This window comes from Cryobacterium cryoconiti (assembly GCF_004403065.1).
In the GTDB taxonomy this organism is placed as follows: domain Bacteria; phylum Actinomycetota; class Actinomycetes; order Actinomycetales; family Microbacteriaceae; genus Cryobacterium; species Cryobacterium cryoconiti.
In genome coordinates this window covers 140,643-159,722 of sequence record NZ_SOHA01000039.1, presented here as the reverse complement: position 1 = coordinate 159,722, position 19,080 = coordinate 140,643, and the positions used below count along the sequence as shown (strand labels likewise).

The 19,080-nt window shown below is 68.2% G+C and carries 14 protein-coding genes; 8 read left to right on the top strand and 6 right to left on the bottom strand.

Annotated features, from left to right (window positions below):
- Nucleotides 1-36: 36 nt before the first annotated feature.
- From E3T49_RS13635 to E3T49_RS13620, 4 genes are all read left to right on the top strand, one after another.
- On the top strand, nt 37-585 hold the full coding sequence (locus E3T49_RS13635) for a DivIVA domain-containing protein (protein WP_134425441.1): 549 nt from the start codon (nt 37-39) through the stop codon (nt 583-585).
- Nucleotides 586-713: 128 nt separating this feature from the next.
- Nucleotides 714-1,343 carry an aggregation-promoting factor C-terminal-like domain-containing protein gene (locus tag E3T49_RS13630; protein WP_134425440.1) on the top strand — a complete coding sequence of 210 codons (630 nt, stop codon included), beginning with the start codon at nt 714-716 and terminating at the stop codon, nt 1,341-1,343.
- A gap of 39 nt (nt 1,344-1,382) precedes the next feature.
- Nucleotides 1,383-1,679 (top strand): hypothetical protein, encoded by a 297-nt coding sequence (locus tag E3T49_RS13625; RefSeq protein ID WP_134425439.1) that lies wholly within the window; start codon nt 1,383-1,385, stop codon nt 1,677-1,679.
- A 37-nt stretch (nt 1,680-1,716) separates the two neighbouring features.
- A complete protein-coding gene (locus tag E3T49_RS13620; RefSeq protein ID WP_134425489.1) occupies nt 1,717-2,433 on the top strand; it encodes an alpha/beta hydrolase in 717 nt (238 codons plus the stop codon).
- Here the strand turns inward: E3T49_RS13620 and E3T49_RS13615 are convergent.
- On the bottom strand, nt 2,430-3,479 hold the full coding sequence (locus E3T49_RS13615; RefSeq protein ID WP_134425438.1) for an AI-2E family transporter: 1,050 nt from the start codon (nt 3,477-3,479) through the stop codon (nt 2,430-2,432). The genes E3T49_RS13620 and E3T49_RS13615 overlap by 4 nt on opposite strands.
- Nucleotides 3,480-3,499: 20 nt before the next feature.
- Nucleotides 3,500-5,122, bottom strand: coding sequence for a hypothetical protein (locus tag E3T49_RS13610; RefSeq protein ID WP_134425437.1), 1,623 nt, complete (start codon nt 5,120-5,122; stop codon nt 3,500-3,502).
- A 230-nt stretch (nt 5,123-5,352) separates the two neighbouring features.
- Here E3T49_RS13610 and E3T49_RS13605 point away from each other — a divergent pair, with 230 nt between their 5' ends.
- Nucleotides 5,353-7,164 (top strand): DUF8094 domain-containing protein, encoded by a 1,812-nt coding sequence (locus E3T49_RS13605; protein WP_134425436.1) that lies wholly within the window; start codon nt 5,353-5,355, stop codon nt 7,162-7,164.
- Entirely contained in the window at nt 7,161-8,138 is a 978-nt protein-coding gene (locus E3T49_RS13600) for a tetratricopeptide repeat protein (protein ID WP_134425435.1), read from the top strand. Before E3T49_RS13605 ends, E3T49_RS13600 begins: the two co-directional genes overlap by 4 nt.
- Nucleotides 8,139-8,232: 94 nt before the next feature.
- On the opposite strand, the gene glgB is transcribed toward E3T49_RS13600, so the two are convergent.
- Nucleotides 8,233-10,449: a 1,4-alpha-glucan branching protein GlgB gene (gene glgB, locus E3T49_RS13595; RefSeq protein ID WP_134425434.1), complete on the bottom strand. Its 2,217-nt coding sequence runs from the start codon at nt 10,447-10,449 to the stop codon at nt 8,233-8,235.
- Nucleotides 10,446-12,521, bottom strand: coding sequence for an alpha-1,4-glucan--maltose-1-phosphate maltosyltransferase (locus E3T49_RS13590; protein WP_174722427.1), 2,076 nt, complete (start codon nt 12,519-12,521; stop codon nt 10,446-10,448). The genes glgB and E3T49_RS13590 overlap by 4 nt, the downstream gene beginning before the upstream one ends.
- Before the next feature lie 77 nt (nt 12,522-12,598).
- Here E3T49_RS13590 and glgP point away from each other — a divergent pair, with 77 nt between their 5' ends.
- Nucleotides 12,599-15,172 carry an alpha-glucan family phosphorylase gene (glgP, locus tag E3T49_RS13585; protein WP_134425433.1) on the top strand — a complete coding sequence of 858 codons (2,574 nt, stop codon included), beginning with the start codon at nt 12,599-12,601 and terminating at the stop codon, nt 15,170-15,172.
- Between the two features lie 57 nt (nt 15,173-15,229).
- Here the strand turns inward: glgP and ybaK are convergent, their stop codons facing one another.
- Nucleotides 15,230-15,724 (bottom strand): Cys-tRNA(Pro) deacylase, encoded by a 495-nt coding sequence (ybaK, locus tag E3T49_RS13580; RefSeq protein ID WP_134425432.1) that lies wholly within the window; start codon nt 15,722-15,724, stop codon nt 15,230-15,232.
- 2 nt (nt 15,725-15,726) lie between these two features.
- The gene (gene glgX / locus E3T49_RS13575; RefSeq protein WP_134425431.1) at nt 15,727-17,769 is read right to left on the bottom strand and encodes a glycogen debranching protein GlgX; all 2,043 of its coding nucleotides are present in this window, start codon (nt 17,767-17,769) and stop codon (nt 15,727-15,729) included.
- 82 nt (nt 17,770-17,851) lie between these two features.
- Here glgX and E3T49_RS13570 point away from each other — a divergent pair, with 82 nt between their 5' ends.
- Nucleotides 17,852-19,036 (top strand): cysteine desulfurase family protein, encoded by a 1,185-nt coding sequence (locus tag E3T49_RS13570; RefSeq protein WP_134425430.1) that lies wholly within the window; start codon nt 17,852-17,854, stop codon nt 19,034-19,036.
- Nucleotides 19,037-19,080: the final 44 nt, after the last annotated feature.

The following is a 19,080-nucleotide window of genomic DNA, read 5'->3' as shown; positions in this document are numbered from 1 at the left end:
TTCGTGAGGCGACAGCACGTGAGGCAGAATGAATCAGTGACCACCACGTTCCCCCGCACTGGCAAGAAGACGCTTGGCTACAGCGCCGCACAGGTCGATGAGTTCCTCGCCGTTGCCCGTACGGCCTACGACGGTGTCGATGACAGCGTCGTTTTGACGGCCGAAGACATCCGCCACACCGCGTTCAGTATGCACAAGGGCGGCTACTCACCCGCGCATGTGGACGCTGCCCTCGAGCGGCTGGAAGACGCCTTCGCAACCCGTGACCGTGACCGGGCGGCACAGGCTCAGGGGTCAGAGGCCTGGCTGGCCGAGGTGCACGGTCTGGCTCAAGTTCTCGTGAACCGGCTCAGTCGCAGAGACGGTCACCGATTCGGCCGGGTGAGCGTCCTCAGCGTCGGTTACAACCGGGCGGATGTCGACCGGTTCTCCCAGCGTCTGGTGCGGTATTTCGAAGACGGCTTCCCGATCACGGTCGATGATGTGCGCTGCGCCGTCTTCCGACCACAGCGCGGCGGCTACCGCGAAGCACAGGTCGACGTCGTCCTCGACGGTGTCGTCGATGTCATCCTCGCCGTTCGCTGAATCGAACCAGCGTTCGATCGGCCCGTTATCTCGCTGTTATGCCGGATTTCAGATAGGCTCAAGAAATCGTGGGTAGACATCTAGAGATCATTTCGTCCGAACACGCCACCAGACCAGCCCAAGTCAGGATGAAAAGGCCTCGCTCCCGCGGGCGTGGCTCCCTCTTCGTCTTCGCTTTCACAGCTGCTGCGGCGTTCGTTCTCGTGAGCGTTGTGGACCCGTATTCCGGCGCCACGGCTTCCCCCTACTTCCAGCTCGCCGGAGATCGATTCGGCGGAGAGGCTGCTCAGGAGATCCAGGTTGCCGGTGCTGTGGCCGCGAACACGTTCACTCGCGACGGATTCACCGTCACCGAGAAGCCAAAGCCCGTTCCCGTTCCGGTTGCCGCGCCGGTGGCCGCGGCTTCCGCACCCAAGTCGACGTCGAGCGCCGCTCCGTCGGCCGCCGTTCCCGACCCCGGTTCCGCCCAGGCGATCGCGGCCGACGCCGTGGCCGCCCGCGGCTGGGGCGACGACCAGTTCAACTGCCTGGTGTCGCTGTGGAACAAGGAATCCGGCTGGCGCGTCAACGCCGAGAACAGCTCGAGCGGTGCCTACGGCATTCCGCAGGCCCTCCCGGGCTCCAAGATGGCCACGGCCGGCGACGATTGGCAGACCAACGCCGCCACCCAGATCGAATGGGGCCTCGGCTACATCTCCGGGCGCTACGGAACCCCCTGCGGCGCGTGGGCGCATTCCGGCGACGTCGGCTGGTACTAGCGCACGTCCAGAATCGGGGCCCGCACGTAGACTGTCCCAATGGCCCGCAGCAACCGACCCCGTGGCCGCAAGCCCGGTCCGGGCTCGGATGATGACGGAATCGAACGGATGCGGGCCGGCTGGCGTCGCACGGAAACCCGCCGCGACGGCCTCTGGACGGTACAGCCCGTGTCCGGCCCCCAGGCCGTGAAATCGTATGTCTGCCCCGGTTGCCACCGCGAGGTGGCCCCGGGAACCGCGCACGTCGTCGCCTGGCGCGGCGACGGCGTCATGGGCGAGGCATCCGACCTGGCCGCGAGGCGCCATTGGCACTCGCACTGCTGGAAGATCAACTAGCCGCATCGGCACCGAGGGAGACAGCGTGAGTTCCAGCCTGGAGATTCGTGGCGGTATCGAGTTGCCGGCCGTGCGCGAGGAGATCGAGTTGCACACCGCGGACGGGCTCACCCTGGTGGGTGAACTGGCCACCCCGCTGGGTCGCCCGCCGGTCGCCACCCTCGTGACGCTGCATCCGCTGCCCACCCACGGCGGTTTCATGGACTCGCACATCCTGCGCAAGGCGGCCGCGAGACTCCCGGCCCTCGCCGATCTGGCGGTGCTGCGCTTCAACACGCGCGGCACGAGCTCGCCGCGCGGCACGAGCGGCGGCAGCTTCGGCGACGGCATCGACGAACGGATGGACGTGGCGGCCGCGATGGCGTTCGTCGCCGAGCGCGGACTGCCCGACCCCTGGCTGCTCGGCTGGTCGTTCGGCACCGAACTGGCCATCAAGTACGGCCTGGAGCACCCGATTCGTGGCGCCATCCTGTTGTCGCCGCCCCTGCACCGGGCCTCCGACGCCGAGTTGGCCGCCTGGGCGGGCCGGGACGCGAAGCTGGTCGCGGTCATCCCCGAATTCGACGACTACCTGCGCCCGGACGAGGCCAGAACGCGCTTCGCCAGCGTGCCCGGCACTCGTTTCATCGCCGTTGCCGGCGGTAAGCACCTGTGGGTGGGGGAGAGCGCCACTCGAAGGGTCCTCGACGAGGTCGTCGCGGTCGTCAACCCTGCGGCAGCTCCTCTGCCCGAGGAGTGGACCGTTCCGGTCTAGAGCTCGTTCTGCCGGGGGATCACGACCTGCTTGACGATCATGATGGTCGCCGCGGCGACCGGGATGGCGATCAGCGCGCCGAGGATGCCGAGCAGGTTGCCACCGGCAAGGGCGGCCACCACGACGACGGCGCCGGGCACGGCCACGGCCCGGTTCATGATGTTCGGGCTGAGCAGGTAGGCCTCCACCTGCATGTAGATCAGGTAGTAGATCGCGGCGACGAGGGCCGTGAACATCGAGCTGCCGATGCCGGGGATCAGGCAGGTCAGCACGATGATGACCGAACCGGTGATCGTGCCCACGAGGGGGATCAGCGAGAACAGGAACGCGATCAATGCGAGCAGGGCCGGGAACGGCGCCCCGATGATCGACAGGAAGATGAAGCTGAGCACGCCGTTGCAGAGCGCCAGGGCACCCTGACCGATCACGAACCGGCCGACGGCGGTGGTGATCTGCTCGCTGAGATCGGCGAACCGGGCGCGCTTGGAGGCCGGGACCAACTGGTACATGGCCTGTTTGATGCTGTTCAGCGAAGCCGTGAAGTAGAGCGTGAGGATCAGGATGATCAGTGCGCCGAACAGGCCGCTGACGATCGCCAGACCGGACTGGATGATGGTGCTGGTGATATTGGTGATGTTTCCGCCGACGAAATCGGTGACTGAACCGGTGATCTTCGACAGGGGCAGGGCCGGGAACTGCTTCTGAATGTCAGCAAGGAAGGTGGAGGTGTTGATGGACGTGACGAGGTCCGGAACGGCCTTGGACAGCTTCGTGACCTGGTCGACGATGATCGGCACGACGGCGAAGATCACCCCGGTCAGCACGCCGATGACGGCAACGAGCACCGTCAGGATGGCCGCCCAACGGGGGAACCTCTTCTTTTCCAGCCACGACACGGCAGGGTCGAGCCCCAAGGCGAGGAACAGCGCCGCACCGATGTACGTGATGATCGTCTGCAGCGTGATCACCGAGGTGATGATCAGCAGCCCCACGCCGACGCCGAGGGTCCCGATCAGTCCGACGCGAAAGGCATTCTGAATCTTCACTTGTATCCCCCCGGCTGGTGTCAGCGGTTGTCGTCGTCGCTGGCGGTGACGTTTTCCGCCTGCGTGAGCAGCCCGCGCAGGCTTTCGAAGTAGCCCGCAACAGCGTCGCGTTCAATCCTAATCTGGGACAGGCGCTCCTCGGCGTCCGCCACCAGCGCACGAGTGCGTGTTTCGGCTTCGCTCACGAGCGCGGTCGCGCGTGCCTCGGCGTCGCGAACGATGCGCTCGGAAGTCTCCTCCGCGGCCTTCTTGGACACCTTCGCCTCGTCCCTGGCGGATGCGTCGAGCTGGTCGTTCAGTGCGCGGAGCTCCACCGTGCGCTGGTTCGTCTCGGCCAGCTGGCGGGTGGCGTCGCTGACGAATTTCTGAGTCTGGGCGACGGCTTCCTGGTGCCGGGCCAGCTGGCCCTGCTCGGCCTCGTCCCGACGGGCCTTCAACTCCACGTCCAGGTCGGCGCGGGTTTGGTCGATCTCCCGCTTGAGCTTCGCGGCCTCGTGCTCGCCGCGCTTGCGGGCGGCCGTGAGGTGGTTCTCCAGATCGATGCGGAGCTGCTCGCTATCGGCGGCGAAGTCGGCCCGGGTCTGCTCATGGTCACGGCCGAGGTCGGCCCGGGACTGCTCGATCTCTGCGACGAGATCGACGCGTGCCTTCTCGATCTCGCGGGCGAGGTCTGCCCGCTGGCGTTCGAGGTCGCGGGCCAGCTCGGTCTGTGCCTGTTCGCGCTCGTTCTCCAGTTCGGCTCGAGACTGCTCGATTTCCCGGTCGAGGTCGGTTCGGGCCTGCTCGATCTCGATGGCCAGATCGGTGTTCGCCAGCTCGGTCTCGTGGGCGAGATCGATCCGGGCCTGCTCGGTTTCCCGGGCCAGGTCGATGCGGTGCTGTTCGGTCTCGGCCGCCAGGTCGATGCGGGCCTGCTCGGTCTCCCGGGCCAGGTCGGCACGCTGCTGGTCGAGTTCGTGGGCGACCTCCGCACGGGTCAGCTCGGTCTCGCTGGTGAGGCCGGCAGCGACCTCTCGGGCCTCGGTCGCCTCACGCTGGGCCACCACCCGCATCTCGGCGGCCTCGCGTTCGGCTTCGGAGCGAATCGCGGCCACCTCCCGTTTGACGGTGGCACGCAACTCGGCGGCTTCGGTAGCCACCGCGCCGCGGATCGCGGCGGCTTCGTGCACGGCGTCCCCGGTCAGGGTGGTGGAGTCGTCGTGGGCGCGGGCGAGCAGGTCGTCGGCCTCGGCGAGGGCATCGTCGAGAATGCGCCCGGCCTTCACCGCGGCATCCGATAGTGCCCGTTCGGCCGCTTCCTTGCCCTCCCGGCGGAGCGTCTGCACTTCGCTGGCAGCCGAAGCGCGCAACCGCTCGGCGTCGATGTCAGCCTGGGCGATCACGCGCGTCGACTGCTCCTCGGCGACGCGCAGGGTGTTCTCGAGCTTGGTGCCGAGGCCGGAGAAAGTGGGGCTGCCCACTTCCTCGATTTCCGCATTCAGGTCGTCGATGTGCGTGTTGAGGCGCTTGATCTCCTTGTTCGCCTCGGTGCCCTGAGTGTTCGCCTGAATCAGCTCGCGGCGCAGACCCTGGATGGTCTTGTCGACCTCGTCACGGTCGTATCCACGGAATACCTGGGTGAAATCGGCTTCTTCGTTCGCCACGCTGTCTCCTCAAAATGGGGCTCTGACCCCTGTTTACGGACTTACACGGGGAGCCTCCATAATTTTAGTCTGTTGCGGAGGGCATGGCGCGTCCCAACTTGAGGGTCTATTAGGTGCCTCTCAGGGGCATCCAGTATCGTGAAACGTCCTGTCTGTTGCTGATCCGGCCCGAATCCGGGTCGTGCGCGCTTGAGCGCGTGATGAGCGGCCGGCGACACAGGAGGGTTGACGTGCGTTTTGTTCTTGCCATTGCGGCATTCGTCCTTGCGGCGGCGATGATAGTTCTCGGAATCGCCCAGCGGACCATTTTTCTCGAGCCGGCCTCGGTGAGCCTCAGCGCCACCGTGGCCGAAGATGCCCGATTCGCCGTGGTTGAGCCCAGTGCGCTCAACGCCCGCCCGGGCAGCCAGACGATCACCATCAGCGGATCCGACACGGTCTTCATGGCCTACGGCCGCACCGACGACGTGAAGGCGTGGCTCGGCGACGAACCCTACGCCGACATCCGTCTGGCCAAGAACGCGGCGACGCTCAGCAGCAAGATCGTCGAGCCCGAAGCAGTGCCCGAATCCGACCCCGATGCGACCGACCCTGCCGCCGAGGCCGAGCCGGAGACGATCACCAACCCCGCGGGCTCCGACCTCTGGCTGGCGGAGTTCACTGCGGCGAACACGCTGACCACCACGGTGAAGGTTCCGGACGGCATTTCGATGATTGTCGCCTCCGACGGCACGGCCCCCGCGCCGACCGACGTCAGCCTGTCCTGGCCCACCGACAACTCCACTCCACTAGCCGGCCCGCTGATCGTGGGCGGCGGCGTCGTCGGCATGGTCGGCCTGATCCTTTACCTGCTCGCCCTGCTGCACCTGCGGCGATCACGTGGCCCGCGCCGCAACCTTCCCCGCGGCCCACGGATGCCCCGACTCCCGCGCGTTCCGCGCCCTAAGGCGATCAAGGCCAACCAGATCACCGGCTCGCGCAAGCCTCTCACCCGGTCCATGGTCGCCGTTCCCGTGATCCTGGTCTCCGGTCTCGTGCTCAGCGGATGCTCGGCCGATTTCTGGCCCCGGAGCATGTCTCCCGAGGCCGCGGTCAGTGCGACGCCGACTCCGACCGGAACCCCCGCACCGGCCCAGGACGTACCGCCGCCGGCCGTGACGGTGCCGCAGCTGGAACGCATCGTGACCGAGATCGCCACGCTGACGGCGGATGCCGACGCGAACCTCAACGCGGACACCATCGCGACCCGGTTCACCGGGCCCGCGCTGGAGAAGCGCCTGGCGAACTATAAGATCCGGGCCGCGGACCCGGCCATCGCAGGCCTGCCCACTCTGCCGTCGTCGTCCCTGCGGCTCACCCTGCCGCAGCAGTCGTCTACCTGGCCACGCGTCGTCATGACGGTGATCCAGGACGAGGCAGACCCCACCGCAGCGCCCACGGCCCTCGTGCTCCGGCAGGAGTCGCCACGTGCCGACTATCTGGTCGAGTACATGATCCAGCTCGAGGCGGCCGCAACGGTACCCAAGGTGGCTCCGGCCACCATCGGCGCCCCGGTCATCGCGCCGGACTCCACCTTCCTCCTGCTCTCACCCGACCAGGTCGCAGCGGCCTACGCGGACGTGCTCTCCCTGGGGGAGGCCAGCCCCTCCTACGCCCTGTTCGAAGCGGAAGGCGACAGCTTCCGCACCCAGGTCGCCGACCTGCAGACCTCGCGCAAGGAAAAGTTGCCGAGCACCGCGTCGATCGAGTTCACCGCTGCCGCCGGCACCGGACGCACCGTGGCCTTGGCGACCAATGACTCCGGCAGCATCGTCGCCGTGAGCCTGACCGAGTCCGAGACGGTCAAACCGGTGGATCCCGGGGCGACGGTCGGCACCGAAGGAGCCAGCAAGGCGCTCTCCGGCATCTCGGCCACGGCCAAGGGCATCACCAGCACGTACGGCGACCAGCTCTTGTTCCACGTGCCGGCCGCCGGTTCGAATGAAAAAATCGTCCTCCTTGGTTTCTCCCAGGGCCTGATCTCATCAACGGAGCTTCCATGAGTGTTGTCCCCCCATCCGGCATGAATCTGCGCGGAGCCGTCGACCTGTCCTCCTTGGTGAACCGTCCGGCCGCTCCCGCGGCCGGCGCACCGGCGGCGGCCGGCGCACCGGGTGCCCCTGCGGCAGGGCCCGTTGCGGTTCCCAGCCTCGTACTCGAGGGCACGGATGCGAACTTCGGCGAGATCCTGGAACTCTCGATGAGCGTTCCGGTCATCGTCGACCTCTGGGCCGAATGGTGTGAGCCGTGCAAGCAGCTCACGCCGATCCTGGAGAAGCTGGTCACGGAGTACGCCGGCCAGTTCGTGCTGGCCAAGGTCGACGTGGACTCGAATCCGCAGCTCACCCAGGCCTTCCAGGCGCAGTCCATCCCGACCGTGGCCGCGGTCATCGGCGGTCAGCCGGTGCAGCTCTTCAGCGGCGCGCTGCCCGAGGGCCAGGTGCGCGAGGTTCTGCACCGCGTCTTCGAGCTCGCGGCGCAGCACGGCGTCACCGGCACGGCTGTGCCACCCGACGCTGCCGAGGGTGAGGCCGTTGAGGCATCCGCCCCCGTCGAACCCGAGCTGCCGCCGCTGCACCAGGAGGCGTACGACGCCATCGAGCGCGGCGACTACGATGCCGCGATCGCCCTTTATAAGACCGCCCTGGCGCGGGACCCGCGGGACCAGATGGCCGTCGCCGGCCTGGCCCAGGTGAGCCTGCTGGCCCGGTTGAACGGCAAGACCATGGCCGAGATCCGCTCGGCCGCCGCTGCCGCTCCCGACGACCTGCAGGCGCAGCTCACGGTGGCCGACCTCGACCTCTCCGGCGGCCACATCGAGGACGCCTTCGACCGTCTGCTGGCCCTCTTCCCGTCGCAGGACCCGGCGGGGCGCAATGAGATCCGCCAGCGCATCCTGGAACTGTTCGAGGTCGTCGGCCAGGACGACCCGCGCGTGCCGCCCACGCGTTCTCGCCTCACCGCGCTGCTCTACTAAACCCGCAGAAGACTCCCGCGAGAGCGCAAAAATTGCCCCTTCGGCGTTACCGAAGGGGCAATTTTTGCGCTCTCGCGAGCGGAGGGTAAGCGGGTCAGCGCTGCAGGCGCAACCAGAGACCGGCCAGCGGGGGCAGCGTCAGCACGGCGGATGCCGGGCGTCCGCCCCACGGAACGTCGACCGCCGTCACGGCGCCCAGGTTTCCGACCCCGGAGCCGCCGAAGTCCTCGGCATCCGTGTTCAGGATCTCCTCCCAGACCCCGGCGAACGGCAGGCCGACCTGGTAGTCGGTGTGCGGTGCCCCGGAGAAGTTGAACAGGCAGGCGATGGGGTTGCCGTCGGCGTCCCAGCGCAGGAACGACACCACGTTCTGGGCGGCCGCACCGCCGTCGAGCAGTTCGAAGCCGCTCGGATCGTTGTCCAGCGACCACAGGCTCGGGTTGGCGCGGTACACCCGGTTGAGCTGGCCGACCAGGTTGAACAGGCCACGGTGGGCCGGCTGGTCGAGAGTCCACCAGTCCAGGCCGCGCGATTCGCTCCACTCGGAGCGCTGCCCGAATTCCTGGCCCATGAACAGCAACTGCTTGCCGGGGTGCGCCCACATGAAGGCGTAGTAGGCGCGCATGTTCGCCAACTGCTGCCAGGAGTCGCCGGGCATTTTGGCCACGAGCGAACCCTTGCCGTGCACGACCTCGTCGTGGCTGATCGGCAGCAGGAAGTTCTCGCTGAACGCGTAGACGAACGAGAACGTGATCTGGTTGTGGTGGTGCGCCCGGTACATCGGGTCGACCGCCATGTACTCCAGCGTGTCGTGCATCCAGCCCATATTCCACTTGAAGCCGAAACCGAGCCCGCCGGCACTCGTGGGCGCCGTCACCCCGCCCCAGTTGGTGGATTCCTCGGCGATCATGACCGTGCCGGGGTTGCGCTTGTACGCGGTGGCGGTGATCTCCTGCAACAGGCTGATCGCCTCGAGGTTCTCGTTGCCGCCGTAGATGTTCGGCTCCCACTGACCGTCCTCGCGGGAGTAGTCCAGGTAGAGCATCGAGGCCACGGCGTCGACCCGCAGGCCGTCGATGTGGAACTCCTCGAGCCAGTACAGCGCGTTCGCGACCAGGAAGTTGCGCACCTGCTTCTGACCGAAGTCGAAGACGTAGGTGCCCCAGTCCATCTGTTCGCCGCGGCGCGGGTCCGGGTGCTCGTACAGCGCCTCGCCGTCGAAGCGGGCCAGGGCGAAGTCATCCTTCGGGAAGTGGCCGGGAACCCAGTCCATCAGCACGCCGATACCGGCCTGGTGCAGCCGGTCGATCAGGTAGCGCAGGTCGTCGGGGTGGCCGAACCGGCTCGTCGGCGCGTAGTAGCCGGTGACCTGGTAACCCCAGGAACCGCCGAACGGATGCTCGGTGAGCGGCATGAACTCCACGTGCGTGTAGGCCAGCTCGTGCAGGTACTCGATCAGCTGGTCGGCAAGGTCGCGGTAGCTGAGCCCCGGACGCCACGAGCCCACGTGCATCTCGTAGATGCTCATCGCCCGGTTGTGGGCGTCGGTGGCGGAGCGTTCGGTGAGCCAGCCGGCATCCGCCCACTCGTAGGCGGTCTCGCCGATCACGGACGCCGTCTTGGGCGGGATCTCGGTGTAGCGGGCCATCGGGTCGGCCTTGCGCACCCAGTCGCCCGCGCGGGTCTGCAACTCGAACTTGTAGTTGGAGCCCGCGGTCAGCCCGGGGACGAACAGCTCCCAGACCCCCGTGCTGCCCATGTTGCGCATGGAGTGCAGGATGCCGCTCCACTGGTTGAAGTCACCGATCACGCGTACGGCGCGCGCGTGGGGTGCCCACACGGCGAAGGACGTGCCGGAGGACGTGCCGAGCGGGCCGGCGGCGGGCCGGTAGTGGGCGCCGAGCACGTCCCAGAGGCGCTCGTGGCGTCCCTCGCCGATCAGGTGCAGGTCCAGCTCCCCGAGGGTGGGTCCGTAGCGATACGGGTCGTCCACGATCCAGGTGGGGGCGTCGCTGTACCGGGCCTCGAGCTGGTAGTCCTGCAGGCCGAGCGTGCTGACGCCCTGCCAGATGCCGTGGCCCAGGTGGGACATCTCCACGTGCGCGCCCGTGGGCAGCACAGCGAACACCTCGGTTGCGAGCGGCCGGAGGGCACGGATGACGGTGAGCGGGTCGGTCACGCCGGCCTCGCCGAGCAGGTGCTGGCCGAGCACCTCGTGGGGGTTGTAGTAGCTGCCGGCACCGACCGCTTCCAGGACGTGCTCCGGAACGACGGGCAGCGCGTTCACAGGCTGCCCCTTCGCGTGCTTCATTGTGTGAGTCCCTTCACGTGCAGGATGTGCACCGGTTCGGTGAATGCGTCGAGACGCACGAAGTTGTCGGCGGACCATGTCCAGACGGCGCCGGTGATCAGGTCTTCCACCACGAACGAGGAGCCGCGGGGGAGACCGAACCGGGTGACGTCCAGGTGCACGACCGTCTGGCGCACGGAGTGCGGGTCCACGTTGGCCACGATGATCAGCGCGTCGGCCTGTCCGGTGCCGGTGAACGACGCGTCGAGGAACTTGCTGTAGACGAGGATTCCGTCGTCTTCGCTGCTGTGGATGTCGAGGTTGCGCAACTGCCCGAGAGCCGGGTGCTCGGAACGGATGCGGTTGAGCCGCGTGAGGTAGGGAGCCAGGGAAGCACCGGCGGCCTCGGCGGCGGCGAAGTCGCGCGGCCGGTACTGGTACTTCTCGTTGTCGATGTTCTCCTCGGCGCCGGGGCGGGCCACGCTCTCGAACAGGTCGAAGCCCGCGTAGACACCCCAGGTCGGCGCCGCGGTGGCTGCGAGGGCAGCCCGGATCTTGAACGCCGCGGGACCACCGAACTGCAGGTACTCGGAGAGGATGTCGGGCGTGTTCACGAACAGGTTCGGCCGCAGGAAGTCGGCGGTCTCGTGGGCGAGACCCTCGAAGAACTCGGACAGCTCTTCCTTCGTGTTGCGCCAGGTGAAGTACGTGTACGACTGCTGGAACCCGACCTTGCCCAGCCCCTGCAGCAGAGCGGGACGCGTGAAGGCCTCGGCGAGGAAGAACACATCCGGGAATTCGGCGTTGATCTCGCGGATCAGCCACTCCCAGAAGTCGAGCGGTTTGGTGTGCGGATTGTCGACCCGGAAGATGCTGACGCCCAGGCCGATCCAGTGGCGCACGATGCGCAGAACCTCGGCCCGGATGCCCAGGGGGTCGTTGTCGAAGTTCACCGGGTAGATGTCCTGGTACTTCTTCGGTGGGTTCTCGGCGTAGGCGATCGACCCGTCCGGCAGGGTGGTGAACCATTCGGGGTGCTCGGTGACCCAAGGGTGGTCGGGAGACGCCTGCAGGGCCAGGTCGAGGGCGATTTCGAGCCCGTTGTCGCGGGCGGCCGCGAGGAAGAACGAGAAGTCGTCCACGGTGCCCAGGTCCGGGTGGATGGCGTCGTGCCCGCCGTCCGCCGACCCGATCGCCCAGGGCGAGCCCGGGTCGTTCGGTCCGGCGTTGAGCGTGTTGTTGGGACCCTTCCGGAAGGACCGGCCGATCGGGTGGATCGGCGGCAGGTACAGCACGTCGAAGCCCATGGCGGCAACGGCAGGCAGCCGGTCGGCGGCCGTGCGGAAGGTGCCGCTCTGCCAGGAACCGTCGACGCGCTTCACGGCGCCCTCGGAGCGCGGGAAGAACTCGTACCAGGAGCCGACGCCGGCGCGGGTGCGTTCGACCAGCACGGTGCGGGGCTCCGAGACGGACTCCAGCCCGGCCATCGGGCGCACGGCGGCCGCGGCGTTCAACTTCGGGTCGGCGAGCAGCGCGAAGCGGGTGGCGACGGACGTGGCCGGGTCGGCCAGGGTCTTGGCGGCCGCGGTGAATGCGCGGCGCTCGGCGAGAGGCCGGCTCTTGTCGGCGCTTTCGCGCGTGAGGAGGGCGGAACCGATCAGGAACGTGAGTTCCACGTCGACCTCGGCCGGGATCTTCAGCGCCGCGTTGTGGCGCCAGGTGGCCCAGTCGTCGGCGTAGGCGCGCACGCGGTAGGTCCAGCGGCCCTGGGCGCCGAGGGTGACGAGCGTCTCCCAGCGGTCGGTGCCCGGGGCGCCTGGGGACATCGGATGCTGGGACTCGGTTCCATCCGGAGCGGTCAGCAGCAGCATGGCGCCGATGAGATCGTGTCCCTCGCGGAACGCCGTGGCCGCGAACGGTACCGCTTCGCCCACGAACGCTTTCGCGGGCCACAGATTGTCGTTCAGCTGCGGGGAGAGATCGAGGATCGGTATCCGGCCGATCCGGGGCTCGACCGGGACTGTCGTCTGGAGTTCCTGAACCGCGCCGGGGGTTTCAGGAGCCGCGCCTGTGCGTTTTACTGTCTTAGCCACGTATCGACCGTAGCGGATTCTGGGTCCAAAGCTCGTGCTACTACCTGCGCGACGCGTCGCGCCCCTAGGCTGGTCTCGTGAAAGCGATCCGCAAATTTACAGTCCGCACCGTGCTGCCCGAGTCGCTCGCCGCGCTCGACGAGCTTGCCGGTAACCTGCGCTGGTCCTGGCATGAGCCGACCCGTCAGTTGTTCGAGCACATCGCCCCCGAATTGTGGCGTGAGACCGGGACCGATCCCGTCGCGTTGCTGGGGGCCGTCGACACGGCCCGCCTCGAAGCGCTGGCGCAGGACGACGGCTACGTGGCCTGGGCGAACTCCACCCGGGACGAATTGCGCGAATACCTCGAGAAGCCCCGCTGGTACCAGGGACTGGAGGGCGACAAGCCCGCATCCATCGCCTACTTCTCGCCGGAGTTCGGCATCGCCGCCGCCCTCCCGCAGTACTCGGGCGGACTCGGCATCCTGGCGGGGGACCACCTGAAGAGCGCCTCCGACCTCGGCGTGCCGCTGGTGGGCGTCGGACTGTTCTACCGGGCCGGCTACTTCAGCCAGGCGATCTCGCCCGACGGCTGGCAGCTGGAGAGCTACCCGTTGCTCGACCCCGACGGTCTGCCGCTGTCGGTGCTGCGCCGGGCCGACGGCTCGCCCGTGCAGGTTTCGCTGGCGCTGCCCGACGACCGCACGCTGCACGCGCGGGTCTGGCAGGCCATGGTCGGGCGCATCCGTCTGTTGATGCTCGACACCGACATCCCGGAGAACACCGACGACCTGCGCCTGGTCACCGACCGCCTGTACGGCGGCGGCGGCGAGCACCGCCTGTTGCAGGAGCTGCTGCTCGGCATCGGTGGCGCGCGCGCCGTGAAGTTGTGGAGCAGCCTGAACGGGCAGGCCGACCCAGAGGTGTTCCACACCAATGAGGGGCACGCCGGGTTCCTCGGCCTCGAGCGCATTTCCAGCCTGATCGGCGAGGGGCTCAGCTTCTCGGAGGCGCTGCAGGTGGCCCGTGCCGGAACCGTGTTCACGACCCACACGCCCGTCGCCGCCGGCATCGACCGCTTCGACCGCAGCCTGGTGCGGCGCTACTTCGAGACCGACCTGCTGCCGGGCGTCGCTGTCGACGACCTCCTCGCCCTCGGTGCGGAGAGCTTCGAGGACGGCAACCCGGACGTCTTCAACATGGCCCTGATGGGGCTGCGGCTGGGACAGCGCGCCAACGGTGTCTCGAAGTTGCACGGTCAGGTCAGCCGGGTCATGTTCAAGGGCCTCTGGCCGGGGTTCGACGCCGACGACGTTCCGATCGCCTCGATCACGAACGGTGTGCACGCCCCCACCTGGACCGACCCGGCCCTGCTCGCCCTCGCGCAGAGCCGGTTGGGCACCAGTGACACGTCCGAGGCGGATTGGGCGTCGCCCGCCGTGTCCGACACGGACCTGTGGCAGGTACGCGGCCAGATGCGCCTGCAGTTCGTCGAGGACGCCCGCCGACGGATCGCCGCCGCCTGGGAGGTTCAGAATCCGGGCGGCATCGTGCCCTCCTGGATCGGGCGGGTCTTCGACCCGAACGTGCTCACGATCGGCTTCGCCCGTCGCGTTCCGACGTATAAGCGCCTGACGCTGATGCTGCACGACCCCGAGCGTTTGCGCGCGCTGCTGCTGCACTCGGAGCACCCGATCCAGATCGTGATCGCAGGCAAGTCACACCCGGCCGACGAGGAGGGCAAGCGCCTCATCCAGCGCATCGTGCAGTTCGCGGCCGACCCGGCGCTCCGCACCAAGATCGCGTTCCTGCCCGACTACAACATCGGGATGGCCCAGCTGATGTACCCGGGCACGGATGTGTGGCTGAACAACCCGCTGCGCCCGCTGGAGGCCTGCGGCACCTCCGGGATGAAGGCGGCCCTGAACGGCGCCCTCAACCTGTCCATCCTCGACGGTTGGTGGCCGGAATACTACGACGGCAACAACGGCTGGGCGATCCCGACCGCGGACGCCGCTGGTGACGCCGCCGAACGCGACCGGCTCGAGGCCGACGCGCTGTACGAGCTGATCGAGCACCAGGTCGCACCGAAGTTCTACGATCGTAACGCCGATGGGGTACCCGAACGCTGGGTCTCCTCCATCCGGCAGACCCTCGCGAAGCTCTCACCCGAGCTGAACGCCGGTCGGATGGTACGCCAGTATGTGACCGAGCTGTACCGGCCTGCCGGCAAGGCGGAGGCCCGTCTGTCCGAGAACAACTACCGGGCCGCCCGGGAACTGGCCACCTGGAAGGGGCGGATCGTGTCGGCGTGGCCCGGCGTAGCCGTGGCCCACGTCGAATCCGGCGGCGTCGCCCCGGTGCCGCAGGTCGGCGACGAGCTGCACCTGCGCGCGCACGTGCAGTTGAACGGTCTCTCGCCCGAGGACGTCACCGTCGAGGTGGTCTACGGGAAGAGCCTCGTCAACGACGACCTGACCGATGTCAGCACCATGCCGCTGACGGCGGAACCGACCGTGCCAGGCCTGACGGATGCCGGTACGCCGACCCTGTTCACCGGCACGATCGAACTCGACCGAGGCGGCGCATTCGGCTACTCGGTGCGGGTCGTGCCGCGTAACGAGCTCCTGGTCAGCCCCGCCGAAATGGGCCTGATCGCCGTCGCCGGCTAGCGCTGTTTCCACACCGAGGAAGCGCCTTCGTTTCGACGAAGGCGCTTCCTCGGTGGATCAGGGGCGGGCGATCGCCGCGAAGACCGCTGAGGCGGCCCGGGCCAGGTCGGCCGGCGTGAGCTCGATGTCGAAGCCGCGGCGCCCGCCGGAGACGAACACGGTGTCGAACGTCAGGGCGCTCTCGTCGACCACGGTCGTGAGCCTGCTCTTCTGCCCGATCGGGCTGATGCCGCCCACCACGTAACCGGTTTTGCGCTCGGCGAGCGACGGGTCGGCCATCACGGCCTTCTTCGCGCCCACGGCGGCGGCCAGCGCCTTGAGGTCGAGCTGGCCCGTGACCGGTACGACGCCGACGACCAGCCGGCCGTCGACATCCGTCAGCAGGGTCTTGAACACCCGGCCCGCGTCGACGTCGAGCTTCTCCGCCGCTTCCAGGCCGAAGCTCGTCGACGACGCCTCGTGCGCGTAGGCGTGCGGGGTGAAGGGAATTCCGGCGCGCACTAACGCCACCGTCGCCGGCGTGCCGGCGCTGCCCTCCACCCGTCTGGCCACCGTCAGTGCGCGCGGAGCAGTTGCATCGACGCGGCCGGAACGAGGAACTGGTCGCCGGGGGCGTGCTCGATGACCGCGTCGCTCAGGTCGTCGTGGCTGGAGTCCCAGAGCAGCGAGTACGACGTGACGCCCGTGTGCACGGGCAGCGTCACCGTCACCTCTTCCTCCCGGCCCTGCACGATCAGCAGGATGCGGTTGAACTCCTCGTGCTCCGGGGTGCTCGCCGCCAGGTACTGCAGGGTGCGCTCCTTGGACGAGTGCCAGTCGTCCTCGGACATGGACCGGCCCTCCACGTTGTACCAGTCCATCTCGCTGGCACTGAGTGTCGTCTCGCCGGGGCGTCCGAACCGCACCGGGCGCAGCGCCGGGTTTTCACGGCGCAGCTGGAGCAGACGCCGGGTCACCCGATGCAGGTCTTCCTGCCAGTCGTCGAGGTCCCAGTTCAGCCAGGTGAGCTCGCTGTCGTGGCAGTAGGCGTTGTTGTTGCCCCGCTGGCTGCGCCCGAATTCGTCGCCCGCGGTGATCATCGGCACGCCGGCCGAGAGCAGCAGGGTGGCGAGGAGGTTGCGCATGGCCTTGCGCCGGGCGGTCAGGATGTCCCGGTTGCGGGTCGGGCCCTCCGCGCCGTGGTTGAACGAGTTGTTCGAGTCGGTGCCGTCCCGGTTCGACTCGCCGTTGCCCACGTTGTGCTTGACGTTGTACGACGTCAGGTCGGCGATGGTGAAACCGTCGTGGGCGGTGATGAAGTTGAGCGAGGCGAGCGGGCCGCGCTCGCGGGAGAACGTGTTCGCCGAACCGGCCAGGCGGGTCGCGAAGCGCCCGATGCCGCTGCCGGGGTGTCCGTCGCGGGCGGCCGCGAGGTCGGTCAGCCAGAACGAGCGCATGCGGTCGCGGTAGCGGTCGTTCCACTCGGTCCACCCGTCGGGGAAGTTGCCGGTCTGCCAGCCGCCCATCCCCACGTCCCAGGGTTCGGCGATGAGCTTGACCCTGGAGAGTTCCGGGTCGGCCTGGATTTCGGCGAGCAGCGGGCTGTCCCGCTGGAATTCGACGTTTTCGTCACGGGCGAGGGTGGCGGCCAGGTCGAAGCGGAAGCCGTCGATCTGCACCTCGTTCGCCCAGTAGCGCAGCGAGTCGAGCACGAGGCGCCGGGGCACGTCGTGGGAGACGTTCAGCGTGTTGCCGCAGCCCGTCACGTCGATGTAGCCGCCGGCACTGTTCTGCCGGTAATAGGCGGCGTTGTCGATGCCGCGCAGGCTGCTGACCGGGCCGTTCGGACCTTCCTCGGCGGTGTGGTTGTAGACCACGTCGAGGATGACCTCGAGGCCGGCTTCGTGCAACAGCTTGACCATGCCCTTGAACTCCCGGAGCACCGCCTCGGGACCGGCGGCCTGGGACGCCTGGGTGGCGTAGTCGGCGTGCGGGGAGAAGAAATTGAAGGTGTTGTATCCCCAGTAATTGGTCAGGCCCTGCTTGATCAGGCGCTGCTCGGACACGAACGCCTGCACCGGGAGCAGCTCGATCGAGGTCACGCCGAGGTTCTTCAAATAGTCGATCGTCGACTCGTGGGCCAGCCCCGCATAGGTGCCGCGCAGGTGCGCGGGCACCGAGGGGCTGAGGTTGGTCAGGCCACGAACGTGGGCCTCGTAGACCACCGTGTGGTCCAGGGCGATCCTCGGCTTGACCGAACCGGCCCAGTCGAACTCGCCGTCGACGACCGCGGACTGCCACTGGTCGGGGCCGACCCGCACGAGTCCCCGGGAATACGGCTCGATCAGTGTTTTCTCGGGGTGGAAGGAGTTGCGGGGTGCGGTCGGGCCGGAGACCCGGATTCCGTAGCGGCGTCCGGGGGAGAGGGTGCGGGACCGACCGGTCCAGACGCCGTGCTCATCCTTGACCATGGGGACGGTCTTGATGATCCAATTGGGATCGGTGGCGTCGAAGATGCACAGGTCGATGGCGTCGGCGGTCTCCGACCACACGCGGAGTTCGCCGCCGTGGGTCGTGACACGCACGCCGAGGTTGCGCAGGGGATCAGGCGGTGTCATGCGTTCTAGAGTAATGAGTGCGGAAGCAGAGTTTTACCACGGTGGGACTCGCCGGAATCGAGCGAGCGCGGAAGGAAGTCAGATGGCTGTCTATCTGGACCATGCGGCCACCACACCCATGCTGCCCGACGCCATTGAGGCCTATGTGCGGGCGCTGGCCGTGGTGGGCAACCCCGCATCCGTCCACAGCCAGGGGCAGAACGCGAAACGGATGCTCGAGGAGGCCCGCGAGCAGGTCGCCGCCAGCCTCGGCTGCGACCCGATCGAAGTGGTCTTCACCGGCGGCGGCACCGAGGCGATCAACCTCGGCATCAAGGGGCTGTTCTGGGCCAGGCAGCCGCGCAACCGCATCCTCGTGCCCGGCGGGGAACACCATGCCACCATGGACACCGTCGAGTGGCTCGAACACCATGAGGGCGCCGTGGTCGAGTGGCTGCCGCTGGACGCCCTCGGCCGGATCGATCTGGCCGCGGTCGCTCGATGCATCGCCGCGAACCCCGACGACGTGGCCCTCGTCACACTGCTCAGCGCCAACAACGAGGTCGGCACCCTGCAGCCCGTCGCCGAGGTCGCCGCGCTCGCCGCGGCCCACGGCATCCCCGTGCACGTGGACGCGGTGGCGGCCTACGGGCATGTCCCGATCGACTTCCAGGCACTCAGCCGGGCCGGCGTGGCCGCGCTCAGCGTCTCGGCGCACAAGATCGGCGGCCCGGTGGGGATCGGTGCGCTCGCGCTCTCCCGCCGGGCGACGGTCGAGCCGCTGCTGCACGGCGGCGGCCAACAGCGCCAGGTGCGCAGTGGCACTCAGGACGTCGCGGCGGCCGTGGCGTTCGCGGTCGCGGCGAACACCCTGCAGGATCTGTCGGTGGAGAACGCCCGGGTCGCCGCGCTGCGCGAGCGCCTCGTCACCGGGGCCTGCGCATCCGTGCCCTCGGTCGTGGTGAACGGCGACCCGAACCCGGCGAACCGCCTGCCCGGCACCGCCCACTTCAGCTTCCCGGGGTGCGAGGGAGACTCGCTTCTCTTCCTTCTCGACGTGGCCGGCATCTCGGTGTCCACGGGCTCCGCCTGCCAGGCGGGCGTGCCGGAGCCCTCGCATGTGCTCCGGGCCATGGGCCGGAGTGAGGTGGAGGCACGTGGTGCCCTGCGGATCACCCTCGGGCGCACCAGCACAACGGCCGACGTCGACGCCCTGCTCGCCGCGCTTCCCTCCGCGCATGCCCGGGCGGCCAAGGCCGGCCTGGCCGATCGGGTCCCGGGGCGCTAGACATTTGATCCCGACACCTGTAAGTTATTTCTAACAGGTAGAGG